Here is a 23,140-nt window from a genome sequence, read left to right as displayed (position 1 = left end):
CTAGCACAAATAAATTTTTTTACACAGCTTTAAGCTATGGCAATTACAATTTTGGCAATAGAATCTTCGTGCGACGACACTTCGGCTGCGGTAATTCGCGATCAGGTGCTGCTCTCCAACATAATCGCCAACCAGGATGTCCACCAAAAGTACGGTGGGGTTATTCCGGAGCTGGCCTCGCGTGCGCATCAGCAAAATATTATTCCGGTTGTGCATCGGGCGCTGGAGGTGGCCAACGTTGGGGTCGGCGAGGTTGATGCCATTGCCTTTACCAATGGTCCTGGGCTGCTGGGATCGCTGCTGGTGGGTACGTCGTTTGCAAAGGGGCTATCGATATCGCTAAACGTTCCGCTGGTTGAGGTTAACCACCTTCAAGGGCACATCCTTGCTCACTTTATTCAAAAGCCGGGTGAGGAGCCGAACCATCCCCAGTTTCCCTTCCTTTGCCTGCTGGTGTCGGGTGGCCACTCGCAGATTGTGGTCGTACGCGGACCATTGGAGATGGAAATCATTGGACAAACGCTCGACGATGCTGCCGGCGAGGCCTTCGACAAGTGCGCTAAGGTAATGGGGCTACCTTATCCTGGTGGTCCTTTCATCGATAAGCTAGCTGCCGAGGGCAATCCTAAAGCCTTTAAGTTTGCCAAGCCGCAGATCCCGGAGCTCAACTACAGCTTTAGCGGGCTAAAAACATCGTTCCTATACTTCTTAAGGGATAGGGTTGCCGAGAATCCCAACTTCATAGAGGAGAACAAGGCCGATCTTTGCGCCTCCATTCAGCACACCATTATCGCGGTGCTCATGGATAAGTTCGTAAAGGCTACCAAGCTAACCGGCATCAGGGAGATTGCTGTTGCCGGTGGCGTTTCGGCCAACTCGGGCTTGCGCAGCACGCTTGTAGAAGAGGGGAAGAAGCGCAAGTGGAAGGTGTTTATCCCGGAGTTTGGCTACACCACCGATAACGCCGCCATGATTGGCATCACCGGATACTTTAAGTACCTAAACGGCGAGCGCACCTCGCTGGATGTGGCCCCGGTTACGCGAATCAAAATGTAGATAGTGAGTAGTGAGTAGTGAGTAGTGAGTAGGGAATAGGGAATAGGGCCGATCTTTGTAAAAGGTCTTCAATCTTGCGTCTTGTGTCTAAAGTCTAAAATCTAACATCTTGCATCTAATCGTGCCATGAAAATCATCATCTCTCCAGCAAAATCGCTCGACTACCGGAAGCCTGTTCCGGTAGCAGATTTTACCATGCCTCGCTTCCTCGATCGTTCGGAACGGTTGGTTGAGGCGCTGCGCCAGCTTCATCCTGCCGAAATCGGCTCGCTGATGTCCATCAGCAGCAAGCTAGCCGAGCTCAACTTCGAGCGCTTCCAGCAGTGGCATCAGCCGTTTACGCTCGACAACGCCCGTCAGGCGGTGTACGCTTTCGATGGCGATGTGTACGATGGTCTCGACGTCCGTTCGCTTAACGACGCACAGGTGGGCTACCTCGGCCAGCACCTCCGCATCCTTTCGGGCCTGTACGGTGTGCTTCGTCCTTTAGATATTATCCAGCCCTACCGATTGGAGATGGGCAGCAAGCTCTCCGTCGATGGTGCCAAGAACCTCTACCAGTTTTGGGGCTTGCAGATCACCGATTCGCTCAACGACGAGCTGGCTGCCGAGGCCGATGCAACGCTCGTGAACCTTGCCTCGGAGGAGTACTTCAAGTCGATTATCCCAGCATCGCTCAACGCCCGTATTGTTACCCCCGTCTTTATGGAGTATAAGGGCGACAAGCCCCGCGTTGTGGCGCTGATGGCCAAGCGCGCCCGTGGAATGATGGTGCGCTTCATGGCCGAGCAGGCAATTGGCGATGTAGAGGATCTCAAAACCTTCGACTACGGCCGATACGCCTTTAGCCCCGACCTTTCGGAGGGCGACCGATGGGTGTTTGTGCGGTAGCTGCAGCTTTGGAAGCCATGATCGGCCGTATGGCTCGCGCTGCCCGATTCTTTTTCGTTGATGCTTACCCTCGGCCTACGCTTTCCCTATTCGGGTAAGGCAGTCCTAGAGATTTTCATATGCTGCTTTTGGTTGCGCAGGTTATTCACGGCGCCGTGAAGTTGTTTTCCTGTATGGAGTAATGCATTCACGGCGCCGTGAATTAGTATTTATAATGGTATTAGTGAGTACACGGCGCCGTGAATTAGGATTTGCGGTAGTGTTAATGCATGCTCGGCGCCGGGAGTGTGGCTTTCGTTGTTGGAGAGTGTATATCCGGTGCCGGGTGCTTGTATGTAGAATGGTGTAGCTGTTTCCCGGCGGCGTGAATATCTTTTGTGATGGTGTTGGTGGATTCCCGGCGCCGTGAATGCTTATGCCTTTTAGGGGAAGTGCTATGCAGGGGTGATGGAGGTTCTTGTCGTAAACCGTTAACGCATAGAGGGGGGCTGTTGGCGGCTGTTGAGGCCTTTTTATCCCAAGGAAGCATCCTTTTACGGTTAGCCGATCGGCATATAGGGCTATCCTCCCTGCCGCATGGCAAAAAGTAAGGGTGTCCCATTGCTGAGACACCCTTGGTTCAAACTGCTTGTACTGCTTATATGCGAGCGAAATAAGTAATCGGCTTCTACTTTCCTTTTCCGGTTCTGTTTAGCTCCTCTTCCGAGCTGGTGCTGCGCTGGCGGGCCGCCTTTACATCCTTGCTTCCGAAACGGTAGGTAAGCGACAGGCTAATTCGTTGGCTTGCCCAGGTGCTCTTGGTGTAGAGGTCCATGCCGTCGTACTTGGCAACGGCCTTGCTGTTGACGGTTTTGAAAACATCGTCGAAGGAGAACTTTGCGGTTAGCTTGTTGTCTAGGAACTTCTTTTGCAGGCCGATGTTTACCGCATATCGGGGCTTTATGTCGATAAGGCCGTAGGCCATCGCGCTGTTGTAGGTTCCCATCACCTCGAAGATGTACTGTTTGGGAAGGATGAAGCTGTTGCTGGAGTAGATCATGTACATCAGCTTGCTGTTTCCCGATCCCTTGCTGTCGCGCTTGTAGTCGTTGTACATCGCCGTAATGTTGTTGTTGGTTCTGAACCACGACACCGGGTTCAGGTTGGCGCTAACGTTAAGGGTAAAGCTGTTCAGCTCGTCGAGGTTGCGCTCGTAAAGCTTGGTGGCCTTTATTGCCTGAGGATTGTTGGGGTCGGTGACCTCTTCGAGCACCTCGTTTTGCACGTCCTTGGTGTGGGAGTACCCTAGGCTGGTAAACACCTTGTTCCTCCAGGCGTGGGTTAGCTCGATGTTGTCGGTGTACTGAGGCTTTAGGTAAGGGTTTCCTTCCTTGTAGGTGTACTCGTCAATTCGGAATACGAACGGGTTTAGCTTGTCGTAGTTTGGACGGTCGATGCGCCTGTTGTAGCTAATGTTTACGGAGTTGCTTTCGTTGATGGTTCTTTGGATGAAAAGGGTGGGGAAGACATCCAGATAGTCGCGCTTGGTAACCTTGTTTATGCTTACTGAGTTTCCCTTGCTCCAGGTTTGCTCGGCGCGCAGGCCCCCCTTTACGCTCCAGCTGTTCTTTTCGTACGATAGCGAGGCGTACCCTGCTAGGATGCTTTCGTCGAACTTAAAGTGGTTCGAGCGCTCGTTGTCTACCTCCCAGGCGCTAGCGGTGTGGTTGTACTTGTCGTACCTCAGGTCGTTGTCGCTGTTTACGGTGCTACCCTTAACCCCCGACTCAAGCAGCACGCCCTTTGCAAAAGGATGGGTGTAGTCGACCCTAAACGACTTGATGTAGATGTCGGATGGGGTTTGATTTTTTAGGAGGAGGGAAGGAGAGAACGTCTCGCCGGTTGGCTTAAAATAGTAGGTATCGTTGAGCTGGTTCGACCTATTTCGGTACTCCACGTAGTCGATATCAACATTCAGCGAGCGCCCAACCGTATCGATATTCATTTTGTAGTTTGCGTTAAGCGTGTAGTTGTTATTGTTGTTATCTTCGGTAGAAGTGCTGCTTAGGTACTTGTTAAGGCTGCCATCTCGGAGGTATAAATCGGTACGCGTGTTTAGGCTGCCATCTTCGCAGTACTTAGAGCCTCTTGCCATCACCCCAAACGTGTGGCGCTTGTTCAGCTCGTAGTCGACCCCTGCACGGAAGTTGTAAATGTCGTAATCGCCATCACCTTTGCCATTCTGTATAAGCTGAGCTATGTCGGTATTTGTTTTTCTATCTAGGAATAGAGTGCTCTTGTAGTAGCCTTTCCTTCCATTAAACGATCCGAAGGTGCTGATCTTTCCCTTACGCATGTTTAGGGATACACCGGCATTTCCGCCCATCTTGTTGGTCATGGTTAGTCCGGCATTGGCCGTTCCGTTAACCCCAATTTTGTTGCTTCTCTTCATCTTTATGTTGATGATGCCGGTATTTCCTGCTGCTTCGTAGCGGGCAGGCGGCGAAGAAATAAGCTCCACCTTTTCTATTTCGGTTCCATGAAGAGTCTTGAGGTAGTTGGCCAATTCTTGTCCCGATAGGTAGGTTGGCTTATCGTTTATGGTAACCATTACGCCTTCTTTACCCTTTAGCGAGATGTTGTCGTCCTTGTCAATATTTATTCCTGGGGCTTTACGGAGCACCTCGTAGGCGTTTTCGCCCGATGCCGTAGCGCTATTTTCGATGTTTAGCACGGTGCGGTCGGCTTTTTGCTCTATTTCTGGGCGCCTTCCGTTTACGGTTACTTCTTTTAGAACGGCGTTGTTCTCGAGTGCTAGGACTTCTACTTTTACGGAGTTCTGCTTGCAGGCAATCGGCTTCGAGTGCTTACGGCTGTAGCCTACCATGTGGGCCGTGATAACGTAGCTGCCATCGGCTACCTTGTCGAATGTGTAGGAGCCTTTTTCGTCGGTTAAAACCGACTTCTTAATGGAGGAGTCGGGTAGCTGGCCCAGCGTAACAGCTACAAATGGAATGGGCTGGTTGTTCTGTTTATCTATAACCTTTCCTGTTATATTTCCTTTGTTCACGTCTGCGGATAATGTCTCTGCAGCGGCAATCAAAATCACCAGTAGAATAGCTTTAACAAAATAGATAGGTTTCATTTTGCGTTGTTGTTTCTGTTTTGGGGGTATGACGCGGAAACCTCTATTTAGTTACAACCGTTGATTAACATTTCAGCAGTCGAATGTGGCTGCATTCTGCACAAAAGGCATTTACACACCTAAAGTATGAGTGCTTCTAGAGGGAAGTCGTTTGCTTGGTAAAGAGGACGGTACAGGCTGTTTGCTGCTGCTTTTTGTTAGGCGAAAAGTTTAGGTTGCATGAGCAGTTTTGGTGCTTGAGAGGCAAATATAGTTGCAGCCTATTTGTAATCTTTTGGGAGAAGTGAAGGCAATAAAGTTGTCTTAGAAGAGCGAAAAGAGCGAGAAATCCTCAATTACCATGAGCCCGGATGTCTTGTAGTGAATGAGGATTTCTCGCGAGTGGCTTGCTATTGTTGTAAGGACAAATGCTAATGGATATTTTCTTTTAGCCAACCAGGGCGGTTGGTGGTAATGCCTTTTACTCCAAGTTCTATTAGGCGCTTGGCCTCGGAGGGGGCGTCAACGGTCCAAGCCAAGATCTCCAGCCCTAGCTCTTTTGCTTGCTGCATTACCTGCTCGTCGATAGCCCTGTAGCCGAGGTCTAGCCCATCGAGGCCTACGGCTTTTGCCTCTCTCATCTTTTCTGAAAGCCCCTCTTTTTTGCTGCTTAGCCAGTAGCAGGCATTATGAGGGAACTGTTTTTTTGTATCAACAATGGTTTTCCAGTCGAAGGCTATAAAGAGGCATTGCTGCTGCTTGCCACTTTGCTCGACTACCTTTTTAAGGAAGGGCAGCACCTCGATGCCACATTTAAGTTCGATAACCAGCTTCTTCCCAGCAGGAACGGTTTCAATCATTTCTTCGAGGAAAGGAATTTTTTCGTCTTTATACTTTATATCCTTAAATGATCCTGCGTCAAGCATTCGGAGGCTATCCGAATGGGACTCTGAGATTGCCATATTCTTTCCGGTGGTTCGTTTGGTGTTTTTGTCGTGCATTACCATTATGCGGTTGTCCTTGGTAAGGTAGATGTCTAGCTCTACGGCATCAGCGTTTTGCTCCCAGGCCAGCTTAGCAGCTGCTACCGTATTCTCGGGGGCGAGGTGCGATGCTCCACGGTGAGCGATGTATTCGGCTTGCGAAAAGCCCGATGTTGCAATAGTAGCCATGATTAAAGAGATAAAGATGTCTTTCATAGATGGGGTTCGATAAATGTTATTTTCGATGCAAGAGTAAAGCCAACTTGTCATCTGAACGGCAGGCGTAAATCTAGCATTTTAGAGCCTGTAGTATTGGGGTGGTTTGTTATTTTATTGTTAAGAGGTTGTTGTGCTACTGCAATTCTGCTAAAGTGTTCGCAATAATTCGATAAATACCGGCAAATGGTCTGAATATCCTCCGTTGTAGCGGTAACCTTTGAAGGTTCGGCGTGGTTTTTGGCCTCCATTGTCGAGGTCGTCCTCTAGCATAAAGGGAGCGGAGTAGATGGTTTGGCATCCTTTTATCATTACGGGAGTATCTCCATTTATTAAACCTCTAGAGACGATAAATTGATCAATGAGTTCCCATGTACCATCGAACTTTATGGAACCGCGACCTTCTTTTGCTAGCGGGGCTGCAAGGTTTACGAGTAGGCTATCGTTAAGAACATTCAGCGCATCGCTTTGGGGTAAGTCGTTAAAGTCTCCGGTGATGACGATGCTCGCCGATTGGTTCTTCGAAAGAATCGAATCAACTTTCGACTTTAGCAGGCGGGCTACCAGCATGCGCGATCTGTTGGAGCGCTCGCCTCCCAGTTTGCTGGGGAAGTGGTTGACGAAAACGTGCAGCGTATCGAACTCGCCCCACTTAAATTGGGAGTATAGTATGCTGCGGGTGCGCAGGCTTGTATCTAAAACATTCGGATTAAAGCATCGGTAGTTGAGAAGCCTTAGCCGATTCTTCTGGTAGATGAGCGCAACGTCTATTCCGCGGACATCCGACGAATTTTGGTGTACCACAGCATACTCGAACTTTGAGAGAGGTGTTTCATAGCAGAGTTGGTTGAGCACAAAGCGATTTTCTACCTCGCAAAGTCCAATAACCTCAGGAGGATTGGGGTTGCTCATCGAGGCAAACACCTTAAAGATGCTGTTCCGCTTGGCAAGGAATCGCGAATAGGTCCAGCGGCGTGCACCATCGGGTGTATACTCGGCATCGTTGATGGAAGAGTCGCGGAACGAGTCGAAGTAGTTCTCGCAGTTGTAGAAGGCGATGCGGATGGAGTCCTTCTGCGCGTTTGAGGTGGCGCAGCAAAAGATTACCATCAGCAGTATTATGCATCGTCGTGCCATACGCTACATCTGGAAGATTATCATATAAACGACCGAAAAGATAAGCATTCCCAAAAGGAAATAGCGGATAACCTTAGCTCCCCATTTAATCGCATACTTTGCCCCAAGCCAGCCGCCAATCATGTTGCCAATACCTAGGCTGATGCCGTAGGGGAGGTTTACCTGTCCGTTGTAGAAGAATATGGCAAGGGCAAAAATGGTAAGCACAAAGGCTAAAAAAACCTTTAGGGCGTTGGCTGTAATGAGGTCGTTGCCAATGCTGAGCACAAGTCCTGCAAGGAGAAAGTAGCCTAAGCCTGCCTGAATAAATCCACCGTAAAAGCCAATGGCAGTAAAGATGATGATGTCGCGAGGGCGTAATCTCAGCGGTTGATCGCTCTTAGGGCGTAGCCACTTGTTAGGCCCATAAAACACCAGGAAGAACATCACCGCATAGAGGGAAAGAATCATCCAGCGGATAACATCCTCGTGGGCATCCACCGCCATGTAGGCTCCAACAATAGAACCGATGCTGGCAGGGATGGCAAGAACAAGCCCCTCCCTAACCGGAAGCACTTTTTGCTTGGCAAAGCTGGCCGAGCCAACAAGATTTTGGAGAAGAATCCCTATTCGGTTGGTGGCATTGGCTACATGTGGCGATAAGCCAAACCCCATCAGAATAGGGAGCGATATCAGCGAGCCGCTACCCGCTAGTATATTGATAAAACCGCACAGAACGCCAACAAGGGCTACCAATAGGTAATTTATAATATCCACAATGTATCTTGATTTTAGATATTCATCTAACTTCGTCTAACTTCTTTTTATCCATCTAACTTCTTCGAGAACCCACAAATATAGCTAGAAGAACCGTTCCCGCTTTCGCAAAGAGTAGCAGGAATTATCGCATTTACTATCTTTGCGTATTAAAATTGACGTAAATGAGCGAACAACAGAATGCTTTGATATACTCCAAGAACGTGGTTGAGGTTGTTACCCTCGCCAAGGAGTACACGGCATTTTTGGAACGAGCAGGCGAGTTCGACCAGTACGAATTTCTTAATCACGCGCAGAAGCTGCTTCCGCTTATCTACCTAAAGGGTTGCCTACTACCCGAGGTTGATCAGCTTTTCGACGAGGAGGTGGAGAAATTTGTATCGGAAACCGACTGGACTTACATTCGAAATGGTATTGCCGAGCTTCTTGGTGACAAGGACGATTTCTATGAGGTGTATACCGAAAAACTTTTTGACACTGAAGGTGGCGAGCAGCTCTCCATTAGCGAAATGCTTGCCGACATCTACCAAGATCTGAAGGATTTCTTAGAACTTTACCGCTTTGGCAATGAGGAGAGCATCAACGATGCCCTTTACGAGCTAAAGAATAGCTTTGCCGAGTATTGGGGGTATAAGTCGGTAATTGCCCTTAAAGCCATTCATCGGGTTGTCTACTTTAGCTCTGAAATGGAAGAAGAGGAGGATGTTTCTGAGCAACGGGGCAGCTTCTTCAATCGATTCCAGGATAGCCATCGAAATATTGAGTAAGTATGTATTCAGCATCCATAAGCAAAGAGGAGCTAAACGAGCTCCCCATCCGAGCGTTTGAGGGGACAATACATGTTGTTGACAGCCCCGATAAGGTTGCTGATGCGGTAGCCTACTTGGCCAATGCCAAGCTGCTGGGCTGCGATACCGAAACCCGTCCCAACTTTAAGAAGGGGCAACGTAATAGGGTTGCGCTGCTTCAGCTCAGTGATGGTAAGCAATGCTTTCTTTTTAGGCTAAATATGATTGGACTACCCGTAGAGGTGGCCAGCATCCTTCAGCGAACCGACATTAAAAAGGTTGGCGCCGCCATCCGCGACGATATTACGGCGCTGCAAAAGCTTACGCCCTTTATCCCAAATGGGTTTGTTGATATCCAAAAAATGATGGACGCCTACGGCATCGAGGCAAAGAGCCTTAAGAAGATGTCGGCCATCGTCCTAAACTTTAGAATCTCTAAATCGCAGCAGCTCTCTAACTGGGAAAGCCCCGTGCTAACCCATGCCCAGCAGCTGTACGCCGCCACCGATGCTTGGGTGAGCCGCGAAATCTACCTCAAACTCATAGAAGACATTAAAGGTATATCTTTATAAGATGGAAGTAACCGCACAGGTTTTTTTGAAGCCCAAAAAGGAGGAATCTCTTTTGCGCTTCCACCCTTGGATTTTCTCAGGTGCCATACGTCATATCATCGGTAACCCTAAGGAGGGCGACGTGGTTGAGGTGTACACTGCCAGCAACGAGTTCATCGCGCTGGGACATTACCAGATTGGCTCTATCGCCGTTCGTATCCTTTCGTTCGATCCGGTTGATATCAACCAGGAGTTTTGGAATGCTAGGATTCGTCGCGCATTCGAGGCTCGCGCAGCCCTAGGATTGACCAATAGCGCCACCACCAACTGCTACCGCCTGATTCACGGTGAGGGTGATAACCTTCCTGGTGTTATTGTTGACATATACGGCGATACTGCCGTGGTGCAGTCGCACTCGGTGGGCATGTACCTTTCGCGTGACTACATCGCCGAGGGCATCAAGCAGGTTTACGGCAACCGCATCAAGGCAATTTACGATAAGAGCGAGGGAACGCTCCCCTTTAAGGCTGGGCTAAACGCCAAGGATGAGTACATCTTCGGATCAGCTATCGATACGCCTGTGCTCGAGAACGGCATCAAGTTCAACGTTAGCTGGGAGGAGGGGCAGAAGACCGGCTTTTTCCTCGATCAGCGCGATAACCGCGAGCTGGTGGGCAAGTACTCCAAGGGTCGTGACGTGCTCAACATGTTCTGCTACACCGGAGGATTCTCTTTATACGCCTTAGCAGGTGGCGCTAACAGCGTTGACTCTGTAGACAGCTCTAAGAAGGCGATGGATATGGTGGATCGCAACGTGGAGATAAACTTTGGGATCAACCACAACCACACCTCCTACGCCGAGGATGCCTTTGAGCACCTCCGCACCATCGACGGTAAGTACGACCTCATCATCCTCGATCCTCCAGCGTTTGCTAAGCACAACAAGGTGCTCAACAAGGCGCTCTTGGGATACCGTAGGCTCAATGCGCTTGCCTTCCACAAGATTAAACCGGGGGGAATCCTCTTTACCTTTAGCTGCTCGCAGGTGGTTACCAAGGAGCATTTCCGCAACTCGGTGTTTACCGCAGCCGCCATCAGCGGGCGCAACGTGCGCATCCTGCACCAGCTTACCCAGCCGGCCGATCACCCCATCAACATCTACCATCCCGAGGGCGAGTACCTGAAGGGACTGGTGCTGTACGTGGAGTAATATTCGGTAGAAGCTATTCGGAAGGTAAACGGAAGCTATACCGAAGTTATTCGGAAGTGGAGCGTAGCGACATCCCGCTTTCGTGGGATTAAAGAAGTTAAAGAATACCCAGCTAACCCCTATTCGGAGGCTGTCCCCCTTCGGAGGGGGCAGGGGGAGGATAAAACGTTTGCTAGATTTACAGCCAACCATACAGGGGCACGCTTCGGCTTGCCCCTTTCTTCATTTCTACCCTTCGGTAGCTAAGTTTTAGATGCCAGTAGCTAAGATTGACTACCCGGTAGCTAAGTTCTTGCCGTCGGTACCTTAGTTTAGGTGCCCTGTAGCTATGAAATACCCGTCCCGGGAGCTACTGCCCCGTCGGTTACAACATTTTTGTGGTCGGTTACTGTAACCGGAGGGGTAAAACCTGTAACCGGCGCCCAAAACCTTGTAACCGGGCGGTAAAACTATGTAACCGGCACCCAAAACCTTGTTACTGGGCGGTAAAACTATGTAACCGACGCCCAAAAACCTGTAACCGGGGGGCATCGGGAATCTAGCGTCTAATATCTAACATCTAAAGTCTACTGGTTTCAATTTCTTTGGCTATGTTCACTCCCTGCTTAACCCTATCAGCCATGCCAATGCCGTCGCGGATGCTGCCGGCAAGGATAAGCCCTGGGCAGGCGGTCTCTATCTTTTCGATGGCGGCAAATCGTTCCTCCGACGATCGCTCGTACTGCGCTATGGCATGGGGGTAGCGGAACACCTCCAGCATGTTGGGCTTGGAGTTGGTGCTCAAGGTTTCGGAGATCTCCCGCATGGCAACCTGCTTCAGTTCTTCGTCGCTTAGGTTGTACACCGCCTCGTTCTTGATGCCTCCAGCAAAAATCGAGAGCAGCGCTCCGCCTTCGGGTGCACGGTTGGGGAAGATAGAGGAGGGGAAGAGGATGCCCAGCACCTTACGCCTCTCCTTCGAGGGAATCAATCCCCCAAATCCGTTAAGCGGAATGCCGTTCCACTCCCTAAATCCGGCTACCACCTGCGCCACCTTGGCATATCGGAGGTTGGTGATGGGCGCAAGCTCGTCGGCACCTAGGAAAGGAAATAGAGAGGGAAGCTCGTAGGCGCCAGCCGTTGATACCACCTTCGATGATTCGATGCAAATGGCATCGCCATTGGTAGCGGTTGCCGATATTTGGTAGCGGTCTTCGTGCGGGGTAATCTGGGTGTTCTCGGCATTCAGGATGATGTTCTCGCTTCCGATTGCGGCGGCAAGTGCATCAACGAGGCTTTGCAGCCCCCCGCTTACCGAGAAGACATCCTTTGTAGCCCGTTTCTCAAGAGCACTCTTAGGCTCTTTGCCCTTCTTCATTGCTCCGCGGATAAAGCTGCCGTAGTTCTGCTCTAGGTTGTAGAGCTTGGGCAGCGCAAACTTAGGCACCAGCAGCGAAGGGTCGCCCGCGTAGATGCCGGAGATGAACGGGTCGATGGCGTACTCGAGAAAGCTGCGCCCCATGCGGCGGAGCACCAGCTGGTCGAGGGTTTCGTAGGGGTTATTTCCCGGCTTGCGGAATGGCTCCCCAAGAATACGCAGCTTGTCGCCAAACGAGAATAGCGGCGTGCCGATGGCTGAGCCAAGACCCGAAGGAAGGGCATTCCATGTGCCATTCTTCCATATCAGGCGGCGCTTGGCGTTGGGGTTCGCGGTTTCGAGCGCGCAGCTGTTGCCGAGATCGTCGAACAGCTGCACCAACTCGGGCGACGATAGAACGCCCGTATTGGGACCAGCCTCGTAGGTAAACCCATCGTGGCTAAAGGTGCGGATAACGCCGCCCACGCGGTGGCTGCGCTCTACTACGGTTACGCTTTTGCCTGCCTTCTTTAGGTAGAAGGCGGCGGTAAGCCCGGTAAGTCCGGCGCCAATAACGGTTACGTCGGAGGTAATATTTTTCTGCATGCTATACGGTTTTGGTGTAGCTGTTTGCCTGCTGCTGGTAGGCGCTATCGAGCGATGCGGCAATGTTACGGATAAAGATCGCCCCCAGCTCGGTAACCGTAATCTCGTCGGAGGTGTAGGCAATAAGCTCATCGGCGGCAAAGCCTGCTAGGGTATTTTCGTTAACGGCTATCTGCGCCCTAACCTCTTCAGCGGGCACCCCCAGCTTGTTGGCGACATCGCTCCAGCTAACCCGCTTGTTGCACATTAGCTCGGTGATGGCTTCGCGGGTAACCATTTCGCCCGCGGTAAGGGTGTAGCCCTTTTCTATGGGGAGATGGTGGTTTTCGATGGTGGCGATATACTCTGCGATATCCTTTACGTTCTGGGCATACCCCTTTTCGAGTTGGCTGATGGCTGTTACCCCAAAGGCGTACACCTGTCCGGTGGTGCGGCGGGTGCAGTATCCTTGGAAGTTTCGATGGAGCTCCTTACTTTCGAGCGATGCGAATAGCTCGTCGGTGGGTAGTACGAAGTGGTCGAGGCCAACGGGCTGGTAGCCCTTTTGCTTTAGCAGCTCGTAGGCACTAAGGAACATCTCCATTTTTACTTCGGATGATGGCAGCCCGCGCTTCTCGAGTATCATCTGGTGCTTCTTCATCCAGGGCACATGGGCGTACGAGAAGGTGACAAGCCTATCGGGGAGAATGGCTGCGGCTTTCTCTACCGATTCGAGGAAACTCTCCACCGTTTGTCCCGGCAGCCCGTAAATAAAGTCGAGGTTAACGCCAATGTCGCTTCTGTCCTTTTTGATGTAGGCTACCAGCTCGTCGACGGGTATGCGCGAAGAGTCGCGGTTAACGGTGCGGAGCACATCGTCGTTGAAATCCTGAATGCCGAGGCTAAAGCGGTTGAAGCCTGCCTGCTTGAGCGCATCAACGTACGCGTGGGTGAGGTACGCAGGGTTGCACTCTATGGCAATCTCGGGCTTGTCGATAAAGCTGAAGCTGCCGGCAACCATATCCACCAGCTCCTTAAGCATAGAAGCCTCGATGGAGTTTGGAGTGCCACCACCAAAGTGGATTTGCGACACCTTGCGGGCAGGATCAATATGCTTTGCTACCAAAGCGAACTCCTTTTTGATTGCCCGAAGGTACACTTCGGTTTGCTCGGGGCGCCCCATGGTGTAAGCGTTGCAACCACAGTAGAAGCAGATCTTCTTGCAAAAAGGAATGTGGAAGTAGAAGGCCAAATGCTGTGGCGTGCCGCTGTTCGACTCGTCGAGCATCTGGATATAATTTGATTCGCCAAACTCGCTGCTGAAGTGGTTGGCAGGTGGGTAGCTGGTGTACCTTGGAACGGGTACGTTGTACTTTTGCAGGAGTTGGCTAGATATTTTCATTTTCCTTGTATTGACGAAAAGCGTATGTGATAACAATAAGGGTAAACAGGCTAAGCAGCGCCTCGATGCCGAAGAGGTTGGTATAGCCAATTTTGTCGGTCAATTTGCCGCTAACCACTGCAAAGATAAGGCTGCTGAGGTGTGTTACCACAATTTGCAGGGTAAAGTCGGTTCCCTCGCACCCTTTACGTACCTTATCCATAGATATTGTGTAGATGATAACCGTCGAAAGGCCGTATCCGCACCACAGTAGTCCAACTGCCGCATATAGGCTTACAACGGTTGGCGTACCCTGCGAGATGAACCAAAATAATATCGCAGCGGCAAAGCTAACCAGCAGGAATATATACATAGATGTTTTGCGACCAATCCACTTAACCACCATACCTGCACAGAGTGCACTAATAGCAGCAACCGATGTTCCGAATATCCCCGACATAAAGCCGATCTGCTTAACGTTGTAGCCTAAATCAACCAAGTAGGGCTTTAGCATGGTTAGTATCCCTATGATTCCCGAGTAGTAGAAAATCAGTACGAGCACCCACTTGTGCTTTCCCTTTTCGGCAAAGAAGCGGTAGATGTCGGCTAGCGTTACCCGCTTGGTGATGGCTTCGTGCGATGCCAGCGGTTTGCGGTAAAGCAGCATGGGGGCAATGGCGAAGGCTACAAAGGCTGCCAAAAGAATCAGCAGGTAGTTCCATCCGAAGTAGTGGTAGGCAATCAGCAGAACGCCCGTACCCAAAATGCTTCCGGCAAATGAGCCTCCCGATTGCATACTGTTGCCAAGCGATCGTTCCGATGGTTTTAGCATAAGAATGGCGTAGATGTCTACGGCAATATCCTGTGTGGCCGAGGCGATAAAGGCCACCACCATCAGCATAACGATTAGCTTAAAGTCGGTTTGCAGGTTGAAGTAGCCTATACCTATTATTATAGCCGCATAAAACAGCTCCGATACGATCACCCAACGGCGAAGATCCTTCAGCGAGCGGGTGTGGTTGTCGATAAAGGGGGCCCAGAGGAACTTAACTATCCAGGGTAGCTTCACCAGCTGCAAAAGACCAATCGACTGCAGCGAGTAGCTCTCCTGCCGCATAATTACGGGCACGACCGTTGAGAAGAAGCTCATTGGAATCGACTGCGCGATGTAGAGGCTAAAGAGCACCGGAAATTTTTGCCAACTTTTTGGGTTCATCTATTCGTTACTGTTTTTTTACCTATTGTTATAATGTAGAGACGCGATTAATCGCGTCTCTATCAAACGTACTCGAATCTATGCTGCAGGCTTTAGCCTGCAATGATAGGATTGACGAAGGTACGAGCCTTCGCCTAACGTAGGTCTTAAAAGCTATTCCCTACTCACTTCTCCCTACTCCCTGTCTAAATGTTTACCGACAGGCTTACCCCCAGCTGCATTGGTCGACCTGTCTGAATGAAGCTGTTCTTTATTTTGGGATCTTTCGGATTCTGCATCTCGAAATAGTAGGACTCATACTCTGTATCGGTTAGGTTACGTCCCCATAGGTCAACTTGAAGGTGTTTTCTGATGAACGAAATTCGACCATCAAGGATGCCGTAGTAGGGCTGGTGGTGGTTGTTGAGGTCGGTCCAGTAGATGGGACCTGCTCCTCGATATGTTACCCCTAGCCTGATCTTATCAAAGACAGGGCAACCCGTAAGGTTTATCGTCTTTCCTACTTGGATGCCAAGTGAGTGCTTGGGGACATAGGGAATATAGTTGCCGGCAAAGTCTGTGGTGTCTTGCCCTTTAACCTGTATGTACTTGGTGAAGGAGGCATCGGTATAACCGTAGCTGATAGACGCATCGAACCCGGCAACTGGAAGCATGCGTAGCGATACTTCGAAACCCTTACTGCTCGACTCTCCAGCATTCTTAAGCATAAGCCCCTTCCCGCTTGGAATTACGGGTTGGGATATCTGCTGATTTCGCCAGTCGATGTAGAATAGGGCCAAATCGCCATAGAATAGGCTTCCGAACAACGGACTTTTTATGCCAACTTCATAGTTAATACTATGCTCTGGGTCGAAAGAGTGGTCCTCTGGACGCTCGAAGGAGGTGTTAAATCCTCCGGTCTTATACCCTTTTGATACGGCTGCATATATGTTGCTTTTCCCAAGATGGTAGCTAAGCGCAACTTTGGGGATAATCTCTAAAGTCTTATCAGCTGGGTAGGTTACGTCCTCCTTGGTTGTTTTGATGCCGTTTGCTACAATGTCGTACTTAAAGTCGAGCACGTCCTTTTCAGCATCGAGGCGAATCCCCGCCGTGAGGCTCAAATTCTTTACAAAAAAATCGTTGACAGTTAGCTGATGGAACAGCGCATAGCCCATGATATCGTGAAGGTAGGCCTTTTGATCCTTCATATTCCGGGTGTAGTAGGTAGCCTCCACGTTGCTGTCGAAGAACTGTGCGAACCCGTAGGCTCCAAAGAGCCAATGAATGCGCTTTGGGCCTTTCGAGCGGATGATCGCCTCCTGCGAAATCATGTTCTGCTTCTGAAAGTAGTTGATGAAGTAGAGCGACGTTTCCGAAAAGTCTTGGTCTATGGCCTGATGATCGTGCAGGTATTGGTAGGCGGTGGTTGATAGCACCTCGTAGCTGGACGCATCGTACTTTACCACCACCGCATCGGAGAATAGGTCGCGGTTGTAGTAGCTGTATTCGTTGTACTTTATCGGATTGGCCTTGCCTGTTGCAGGGTCGAGCAGCGCGTAGGGGTATCCCCCTTGACGGCTACGCTCGAAGGAGGCAATGTTCTCTACCGAGAGCTTCTTGCTGATATTCCAGATTAGCCGGTTGCGTCCCCCCAATGAACTGAGGTTATCCACCAGCGTATTGTTGAAGCTGTTGGTATGGAATCCGTCGTTATGCTGGTAGTTAAGCGCCAACGAGTAGCCAAACCTGTCGCCCACCTTACCGTAGTGGCCTCCGCTAATGGTGTAGTCCCCGTAGGTTCCGGCCGATAGGTTAAGAGAGGTTCCCTGGTAGGTCATCGGCGATTTGGTGATCACGTTGATGATTCCCCCAATCGTGTTGCGCCCGTAGAGCGTACCCTGTGGGCCACGCAGCACCTCAACCTGCTCGATATCGAAGAAGTCGAAGGCAAAAGAGCATTTTTCGAAGAAGGGCACGCGGTCGACGTACAGCCCAACGGATGGCGCGTTGATTTTGGAGCCTATTCCTCGAATGTAGATGGGCGAGGTGAGCTTAGAGCCGTAATCGCCCATAAAAAGGTTGGGGATTGTAGCCGTAAGGCCGCTAAGGGTTTTTATTCCTGTTTCGTCTAACGCTTTCGACGATATTACCGAAATCGATGCTGGAATCTCCTTTAGCTTAGCGTTGTTGCGCGAGGCGCTTACCTGCACTTCTCCCAGCTCGTAGTTGGATATTTTAGTGGTGTCGTTAGGCACCATATGGCGCTGTGCTACCCCCGATAGCCCAGCAAAAAGTAGTATGAATAGTGTTGCGGTTTGCTTTTTTATCATGATTTCTCGTTTTCTGCATCGGTGGTTTTGCACCGTTTGCAGGTTTTCTATACGGTGTTAGTGCACGAATGTGCCGACCATAGCGGCCGTAACTCGCCTTGTACAAGGGAGCATAATCCAATGGTGTACTAACCGCGTGTAGGAGGACGAGAAAACAACTCGTAAACCTTATAGAATTGGGTTACGAGTAAAGTGGCGGGCGTGCTTATTCGGGTTTGAGCCTCATTGGTAAAAGAAGGCGACTCCTTTTGTTCTGGAAGAGCAGCCTGCTGCACCTGAAAATGGCGCGAGGCATTGTAGGAACCCTGCTTGACGGCATTATCGAACCTTGCTGTACTAGAAGAAGGAGCGACAGCCACATCGGATTCGGACGCGCACTCCTTGGGCTTACTAAGCGTATAAAACCCGTACGAAAGCAGGTAGGCTGCTATCGTAATGATGTAGGGTAAATGCGTAGAGAATAAGCCAAACTGAAACATGGTTCTGTTTTATGCGGCTATAAAGTAAAGCATTTTATGGGGGACGCGCAAGGAGTTTTTGTCTAGGAAAAGCCCTATGCATCCCGATGTCCAAGACCTCGGGAACCTTCTCGCAGATATGAAAGCTGATTCCCGAGAGGTCGGGAATGCTCTCGCAATCGTGAAAGCTCGTTCCCGAGGTCCCATGAACCTTCTCGCAGACGTGAAAGCTCGTTACCGAGGGAGCGGAAATGCTCTCGCACTCGTGAAAGCTGAAAACCTTGGCTGGAGAAACGCTCTCGCACTGATGAAAGCTGAAAACCTTGGCTGGTGAAACGCTCTCGCACTCGTGAAAGCTGAAAACCTTGGCTGGTGAAACGCTCTCGCAGACGTGAAAGCTGAAAACCTTGGCTGGTGAAACGTTCTCGCACTGATGAAAGCTGAAAACCTTGGCTGGTGAAACGTTCTCGCAGACGTGAAAGCTGAAAACCTTGGCTGGTGAAACGTTCTCGCACTCGTGCAAGCTGAAAACCCCGGTAACATTAAGGGATGAACATCAGCTCTTGTTAACTTATTTTTTTACTTTTACGTCAGACTAGAATTTTCAACAATCAATGAAACCCGCATGGCTAGCAGCTGCAAGCATGCATGAATAAAACCTACTGATGCGGGTTGCATCTAACCGTTAAAAACAATTTTATTCAGATGAAAAAGTTGCTGATGTATTCTCTTTCGATGCTGATGGGTGCGCTAGGCGCTAACGCTCAGCAGCTGGATGCAACACCGATACCCACCTCGTCGGTACAAAAGATGATCACGACGCTTGAGGCGAAGTACGGGCAAGACGAATCGTTCCGCATTAAGCGAGGCGTTGAGCAAACCGCCATGCTTTGGCGAGCCAGCGATGGTTCGGTGGCCAACTTCGAGCAGTTTGTAACCGATGGCTACGAGGCCGATGCCGCAAAGCTCGATGCGCTCTTCAACAAGCTGTCGCGCGCCTTCGAGATCATGAACGGCTACAACCTCCGCATGACGATGGACCTGAAGAAGCCGCTCGACCTCGACTGGGGGCCTGTGGAGCCTATCGACGAAATTGTGGGCTCGTTTAACCCATTTGCCCACCTGGCCGACGACCTTTACGCCAACAAGATGGCCTTTATGGTGTCGCTCAACTTTCCCACCTACTCGCTGGCCGAGAAAACCCAGATGGGGCCAAAGTGGAGCCGCAAGCAGTGGGCCTACGCCCGCATGGGCGACATGTTCACCTCGCGCATCCCTGCCGAGCTAAAGCAGCGCGCTACCAAGATTTCGGTGGATGCCGAGAAGTACATCTCCGACTACAACATCTACATGGGCAACCTGCTTACCGATAAGGGGCAGTCGCTCTTCCCCGCCGACATGAAGCTGATCACCCACTGGGGCCTTCGCGACGAGCTGAAGTCGAACTACGCCAACAAGCAAACCGGCCTGCAGAAGCAGCAGCTGGTGTACGCCGTTATGAAGCGCATCATCGACCAGTCCATCCCTAAGGATGTGATCAACTCGGGCAAGTACCAGTGGAACCCCGTTACCAACGTGGTTACCGACAACGGCAAGCCCGTTACCGCTGCCAGCGAGCCCAACACCCGCTACCAGGTGCTACTAAACAACTTCAACGTAACAAAGGAGTTCGACCAGTACTACCCCGGCAAGCCAACCTTCCTGCAGAGCAACTTCGAGTACGGTATGGAGATCCCTCAGGCCGATGTCGAGAAGCTCTTCCGCGAGTACCTCGCATCTCCAGAGATTCGCAAGGTGGGCAAGCTCATCGCGAGCCGCCTTGGCCGCAAGCTGCAGCCATTCGATATCTGGTACGATGGGTTTAAGTCGCGCAGCAGCATCAACGAGGATGAGCTAAGCGCCAAAACCCGCGCCAAGTATCCAACTGCCGATGCCTTCAAGGCCGATATGCCTCGCATCCTTGGCGAGCTGGGCTTTACGCCCGAGCAGCAGCAGTTCCTACAGTCGCGCATAAAGGTTGAAGGATCGCGCGGCGCCGGACATGCTGCCGGAACGGGCATGAAGGGTGACTACAGCCTTCTTCGCACACGTGTTGGCAAGGCCGGAATGGACTACAAGGGCTACAACATCGCCGTACACGAGTTTGGCCACAATGTAGAGCAAACCATCACCATGGAGTTGGTGGATAGCTATATGCTAAACGGTGTGCCCAACACCTCGTTTACCGAGGCGCTGGCCTTCCTTTTCCAGAAGCGCGACCTCGAGCTGTTGGGTATCCCCGAGAACAACCCTCGCAAGCGCGATCTAAACATTTTGGACAACGCCTGGTCGGCCTACGAGATTATGGGAGTTTCAATTGTCGATATGGAGGTTTGGAAGTGGATGTACGCCCACCCTACGGCTACTGCTGCCGAGCTTAAGGATGCGACCATCGCCATTGCCAAAACCGTATGGAACCAGTACTACGCCGATGTATTTGGCAGCAAAGACGAACCAGTGCTAGCCATCTATAGCCACATGATTGAGATACCGCTTTACCTAAGCGCTTATCCTATTGGACAGCTAATCCAGTTCCAAGTAGAAGAGCAGGTAGAGGGTAAGAACTTTGCCAGCGAGGTTAACCGCATGTTCACCCAAGGCCGCATTGTGCCTCAACTTTGGATGAAGGGGGCCGTTGGCAGCGAAATCTCCACCGCCGCACTCCTAAATGCCGCCAGCAAGGCTGTGGATAATGTAAAGTAGAATTCTCTGTATTTTAAATAAAAGAAGAGGGTGTTCAACGTTTCATTGACACCCTCTTCTTTTATTTTAGCCTAAATGTAAGTACTAGTGTGCTCTATGACACCCAGGTTAAAACAACCTTTTTGACTTTCCAAATATTATTTTCTTTTACAAGGTAAACAATTGCACCTTCTGCTGCATTAGAGGCCGTATAGTATCCTGTTTCAAGAATTGCCTGATCTTTTGCGCTGTTAAATCCAATTCTGGAAAGATCAATTATCCCATTTGATTGTCCGTATCGATTGTGAAATTCCTTCCACCCGTTATCTAAGCTTAGTGTTTTGAAATAATAAACGCTTTCTTCTGATGAAAAGAGTTTGAATGGCTTTGGAACAACATTAAATTTCAAATCTAAGTTGTAAATTTTATCGTTTTTTGCAACGAAATCGGAGAAAATGTTTTGATCGATATTAGGAAATTCACCTATAAGAATGTCTTTGTATTTTGTGTCTGAAGGTGTAATGGATTTGATGGATGATGTGGGTTGAAAAACTACTATATACGTCAAGTTTTGATATACTTGTGAAATAGCAGCGGAATATACCTGATAGTCTATCTCATCAATAACATCAGGAGTTGCAAGTTTAAATTCTGGATTTTTAATTTCTTCGTCCTTGCTGCAGGCTGTTATTAGCACTAGCAGTACCAATGAAAGTGTGATTGCTTTTAGCGTTTTCATGTTTTGTTAATTTAAATTCAACATAGGAACACTTAATAATACAACAAATATTATGCCAATACAGCATTGTTTAACACAATGTCATTTGCTTAAACATAACGTTCATTCAGCACTGTAATGCCGGGCTTGTCCCGACTCTAAATAGAAATCCAATAGATTCTTATATAATGCCCTATGGGCGACTTCTTAGATTAGTTACGCTGAACTTGCTACGCTCGGTTCCGGGATAAGCACGGGATGACATTCCGAAGAAAGGTTCTTCCTTAACCAAACGATATTGTTATTTAAGATATAAATTAACGGTCATGGTTTCACAAGTAGATTTGAACTATTTTATCCGATTATACTTCGTCGATTTGGGCAGTGGCTTACCTAGAAATTTCCTGCCATAGAGACTACTTAATTGCTATCGATAATCTTCCTAACGAAAAGAATAAAAATGGGAATAGACTACCTTTACTTATCGAAAGCATGTCTAGAACTTGCTAGTTTCATAAAACCCCTAATAGGATAATTTCTATTAGGGGTTACTATTACATCTATCTTCTTATAAATAGATGTCTCGGTAATTCAAGTGCCAGATCAATGATGCTGTTTAGAATAGTGAAGAGGTACTTTATTACTAATTCAGCAAGGCTCATTGCTCTTTTTTACTTCGATTCAACAAAACCTTCACCGGAATGCATATATCCACAATAAATTTCTTTTCAGGATGCTCCTCGTGGTTGTTGTGGTACAGCTCGTAGGGGCTGGCATCCGCTGGCTGGTAGCCGCTTTGCGCTACCCAACGGCACATCGTATCCCATGCCTCCTGAAACTCTTGCTCGTTGACTTCGAAGTGTCCAACAGCATACCGCCCTCCTGGAATTTGCATCTTGCCAATTTCACCTCCGGTTTTAACATCCTCAAATATGGTGATGCAGGCGCTCTGGCGAATGTTCTCCTGTGCAGTTACCTTGGGGTCGTCGTGGTAGTAGGTAATTCCTTTACATTCGGGATGGTTAAGTAACCCTCTTGGACCTGCCCATTTAAACAGCTTTTCATAGGCGGTGCCAATCTGGTTGAATTCTCCCTTATGCCTGCAGTAGATGACGTTCATTGCTGGCATTTCCTTAATCTCGATAACGTTTTTCATATCGTTCCTCCAAATTGTTTGTGTTTCGATGTCACAAACGTACGCCATCGACGATTCATCGAGCTTATCATTCTTGCTATCCAATTGACCGTTCTTGCTATTTTGATTCCAACCGCTACGAAATTCTTGGGCGCTAACCTTAAACCGATCTTTGAAGTTTCGGCAAAATACTGATGGACTGCTGTAACCACAGTAGTAGGCGATCTCGGCAATAGGTCTTTCTGGTTCGCTAAGGAGTATGCTCGCAGCCCGCTCTATACGCTTACGCTTTATAAAACCGTTAAGCGTTTCCCTAGTAAATGCCGAGAAAATACGGTGAAAGTGAAACGGCGAAAAGTTAGCAACTTCCGAGAGTTTTTCTAACGTCAGCTCTTTGTCTATGTTTGCTTCAATGAAGTCTATTACACGATTTATTCGGTATATGTACTCTTTCTGATATCTATTCATTACATAAGCAGATTACCCTTCAAAGATACGCATACATTAGACATGTCACTTATTCAAACGATCTGCAGTGACAAACAGATTGTATGTTTTTTTTTGTACTCAATATCAGCAAAAGGTTT

At 49.5% G+C, this 23,140-nt stretch carries 17 protein-coding genes; 6 read left to right on the top strand and 11 right to left on the bottom strand.

Annotated elements, in window-relative coordinates; all coding sequences use genetic code 11:
* Positions 1–36: 36 nt before the first annotated feature.
* Positions 37–1,056 (top strand): tRNA (adenosine(37)-N6)-threonylcarbamoyltransferase complex transferase subunit TsaD, encoded by a 1,020-nt coding sequence (tsaD, locus tag CLV25_RS09675; RefSeq protein ID WP_131839447.1) that lies wholly within the window; start codon positions 37–39, stop codon positions 1,054–1,056.
* 126 nt (positions 1,057–1,182) lie between these two features.
* Positions 1,183–1,947, top strand: coding sequence for a peroxide stress protein YaaA (gene yaaA / locus CLV25_RS09670; RefSeq protein ID WP_131839446.1), 765 nt, complete (start codon positions 1,183–1,185; stop codon positions 1,945–1,947).
* A 667-nt stretch (positions 1,948–2,614) separates the two neighbouring features.
* On the opposite strand, the gene CLV25_RS09665 is transcribed toward yaaA, so the two are convergent.
* The 4 genes from CLV25_RS09665 to CLV25_RS09650 form a co-directional block, all read right to left on the bottom strand.
* On the bottom strand, positions 2,615–5,071 hold the full coding sequence (locus CLV25_RS09665; protein WP_131839445.1) for an outer membrane beta-barrel protein: 2,457 nt from the start codon (positions 5,069–5,071) through the stop codon (positions 2,615–2,617).
* A gap of 410 nt (positions 5,072–5,481) precedes the next feature.
* Complete coding sequence (locus CLV25_RS09660) at positions 5,482–6,249, bottom strand: glycerophosphodiester phosphodiesterase (RefSeq protein ID WP_207895620.1); 768 nt, start codon at positions 6,247–6,249, stop codon at positions 5,482–5,484.
* Between the two features lie 150 nt (positions 6,250–6,399).
* Entirely contained in the window at positions 6,400–7,386 is a 987-nt protein-coding gene (locus CLV25_RS09655; RefSeq protein WP_131839444.1) for an endonuclease/exonuclease/phosphatase family protein, read from the bottom strand.
* Between the two features lie 3 nt (positions 7,387–7,389).
* Positions 7,390–8,142, bottom strand: a complete 753-nt coding sequence (locus CLV25_RS09650) for a sulfite exporter TauE/SafE family protein (protein ID WP_165877054.1) — start codon at positions 8,140–8,142, stop codon at positions 7,390–7,392.
* Between the two features lie 164 nt (positions 8,143–8,306).
* Between CLV25_RS09650 and CLV25_RS09645 the strand changes: the two genes are divergently transcribed.
* The 3 genes from CLV25_RS09645 to CLV25_RS09635 are packed head-to-tail and all read left to right on the top strand — an operon-like array spanning position 8,307 to position 10,691.
* The gene (locus CLV25_RS09645; RefSeq protein WP_131839442.1) at positions 8,307–8,909 is read left to right on the top strand and encodes a DUF5063 domain-containing protein; all 603 of its coding nucleotides are present in this window, start codon (positions 8,307–8,309) and stop codon (positions 8,907–8,909) included.
* Between the two features lie 2 nt (positions 8,910–8,911).
* Entirely contained in the window at positions 8,912–9,502 is a 591-nt protein-coding gene (locus tag CLV25_RS09640) for a 3'-5' exonuclease (RefSeq protein WP_131839441.1), read from the top strand.
* 1 nt (position 9,503) lies between these two features.
* Positions 9,504–10,691, top strand: a complete 1,188-nt coding sequence (locus tag CLV25_RS09635; protein ID WP_131839440.1) for a class I SAM-dependent rRNA methyltransferase — start codon at positions 9,504–9,506, stop codon at positions 10,689–10,691.
* Positions 10,692–11,250: 559 nt separating this feature from the next.
* On the opposite strand, the gene hemG is transcribed toward CLV25_RS09635, so the two are convergent.
* The 5 genes from hemG to CLV25_RS09610 all read right to left on the bottom strand — a co-directional run bounded on the left by hemG (position 11,251) and on the right by CLV25_RS09610 (position 18,000).
* Positions 11,251–12,633, bottom strand: coding sequence for a protoporphyrinogen oxidase (gene hemG, locus CLV25_RS09630; RefSeq protein ID WP_131839439.1), 1,383 nt, complete (start codon positions 12,631–12,633; stop codon positions 11,251–11,253).
* Position 12,634: 1 nt separating this feature from the next.
* On the bottom strand, positions 12,635–14,008 hold the full coding sequence (hemN, locus tag CLV25_RS09625) for an oxygen-independent coproporphyrinogen III oxidase (protein ID WP_131839500.1): 1,374 nt from the start codon (positions 14,006–14,008) through the stop codon (positions 12,635–12,637).
* Positions 14,001–15,209, bottom strand: coding sequence for an MFS transporter (locus CLV25_RS09620; RefSeq protein ID WP_131839438.1), 1,209 nt, complete (start codon positions 15,207–15,209; stop codon positions 14,001–14,003). Before CLV25_RS09620 ends, hemN begins: the two co-directional genes overlap by 8 nt.
* A 185-nt stretch (positions 15,210–15,394) precedes the next feature.
* Positions 15,395–17,521: a TonB-dependent receptor gene (locus tag CLV25_RS09615; protein WP_131839437.1), complete on the bottom strand. Its 2,127-nt coding sequence runs from the start codon at positions 17,519–17,521 to the stop codon at positions 15,395–15,397.
* A gap of 128 nt (positions 17,522–17,649) precedes the next feature.
* Entirely contained in the window at positions 17,650–18,000 is a 351-nt protein-coding gene (locus CLV25_RS09610) for a hypothetical protein (protein ID WP_131839436.1), read from the bottom strand.
* Between the two features lie 684 nt (positions 18,001–18,684).
* Between CLV25_RS09610 and CLV25_RS09605 the strand changes: the two genes are divergently transcribed.
* On the top strand, positions 18,685–20,721 hold the full coding sequence (locus CLV25_RS09605; protein WP_243649621.1) for a hypothetical protein: 2,037 nt from the start codon (positions 18,685–18,687) through the stop codon (positions 20,719–20,721).
* 94 nt (positions 20,722–20,815) lie between these two features.
* Here CLV25_RS09605 and CLV25_RS09600 read toward each other — a convergent pair whose 3' ends face one another.
* Positions 20,816–21,439 (bottom strand): hypothetical protein, encoded by a 624-nt coding sequence (locus tag CLV25_RS09600; protein ID WP_131839435.1) that lies wholly within the window; start codon positions 21,437–21,439, stop codon positions 20,816–20,818.
* Between the two features lie 637 nt (positions 21,440–22,076).
* Positions 22,077–23,021 carry an AraC family transcriptional regulator gene (locus CLV25_RS09595; protein ID WP_131839434.1) on the bottom strand — a complete coding sequence of 315 codons (945 nt, stop codon included), beginning with the start codon at positions 23,019–23,021 and terminating at the stop codon, positions 22,077–22,079.
* Positions 23,022–23,140 lie beyond the last annotated feature (119 nt).

The organism is Acetobacteroides hydrogenigenes, assembly GCF_004340205.1.
GTDB lineage: Bacteria > Bacteroidota > Bacteroidia > Bacteroidales > ZOR0009 > Acetobacteroides > Acetobacteroides hydrogenigenes.
This window is presented reverse-complemented; position numbering and strand designations above follow the sequence as displayed.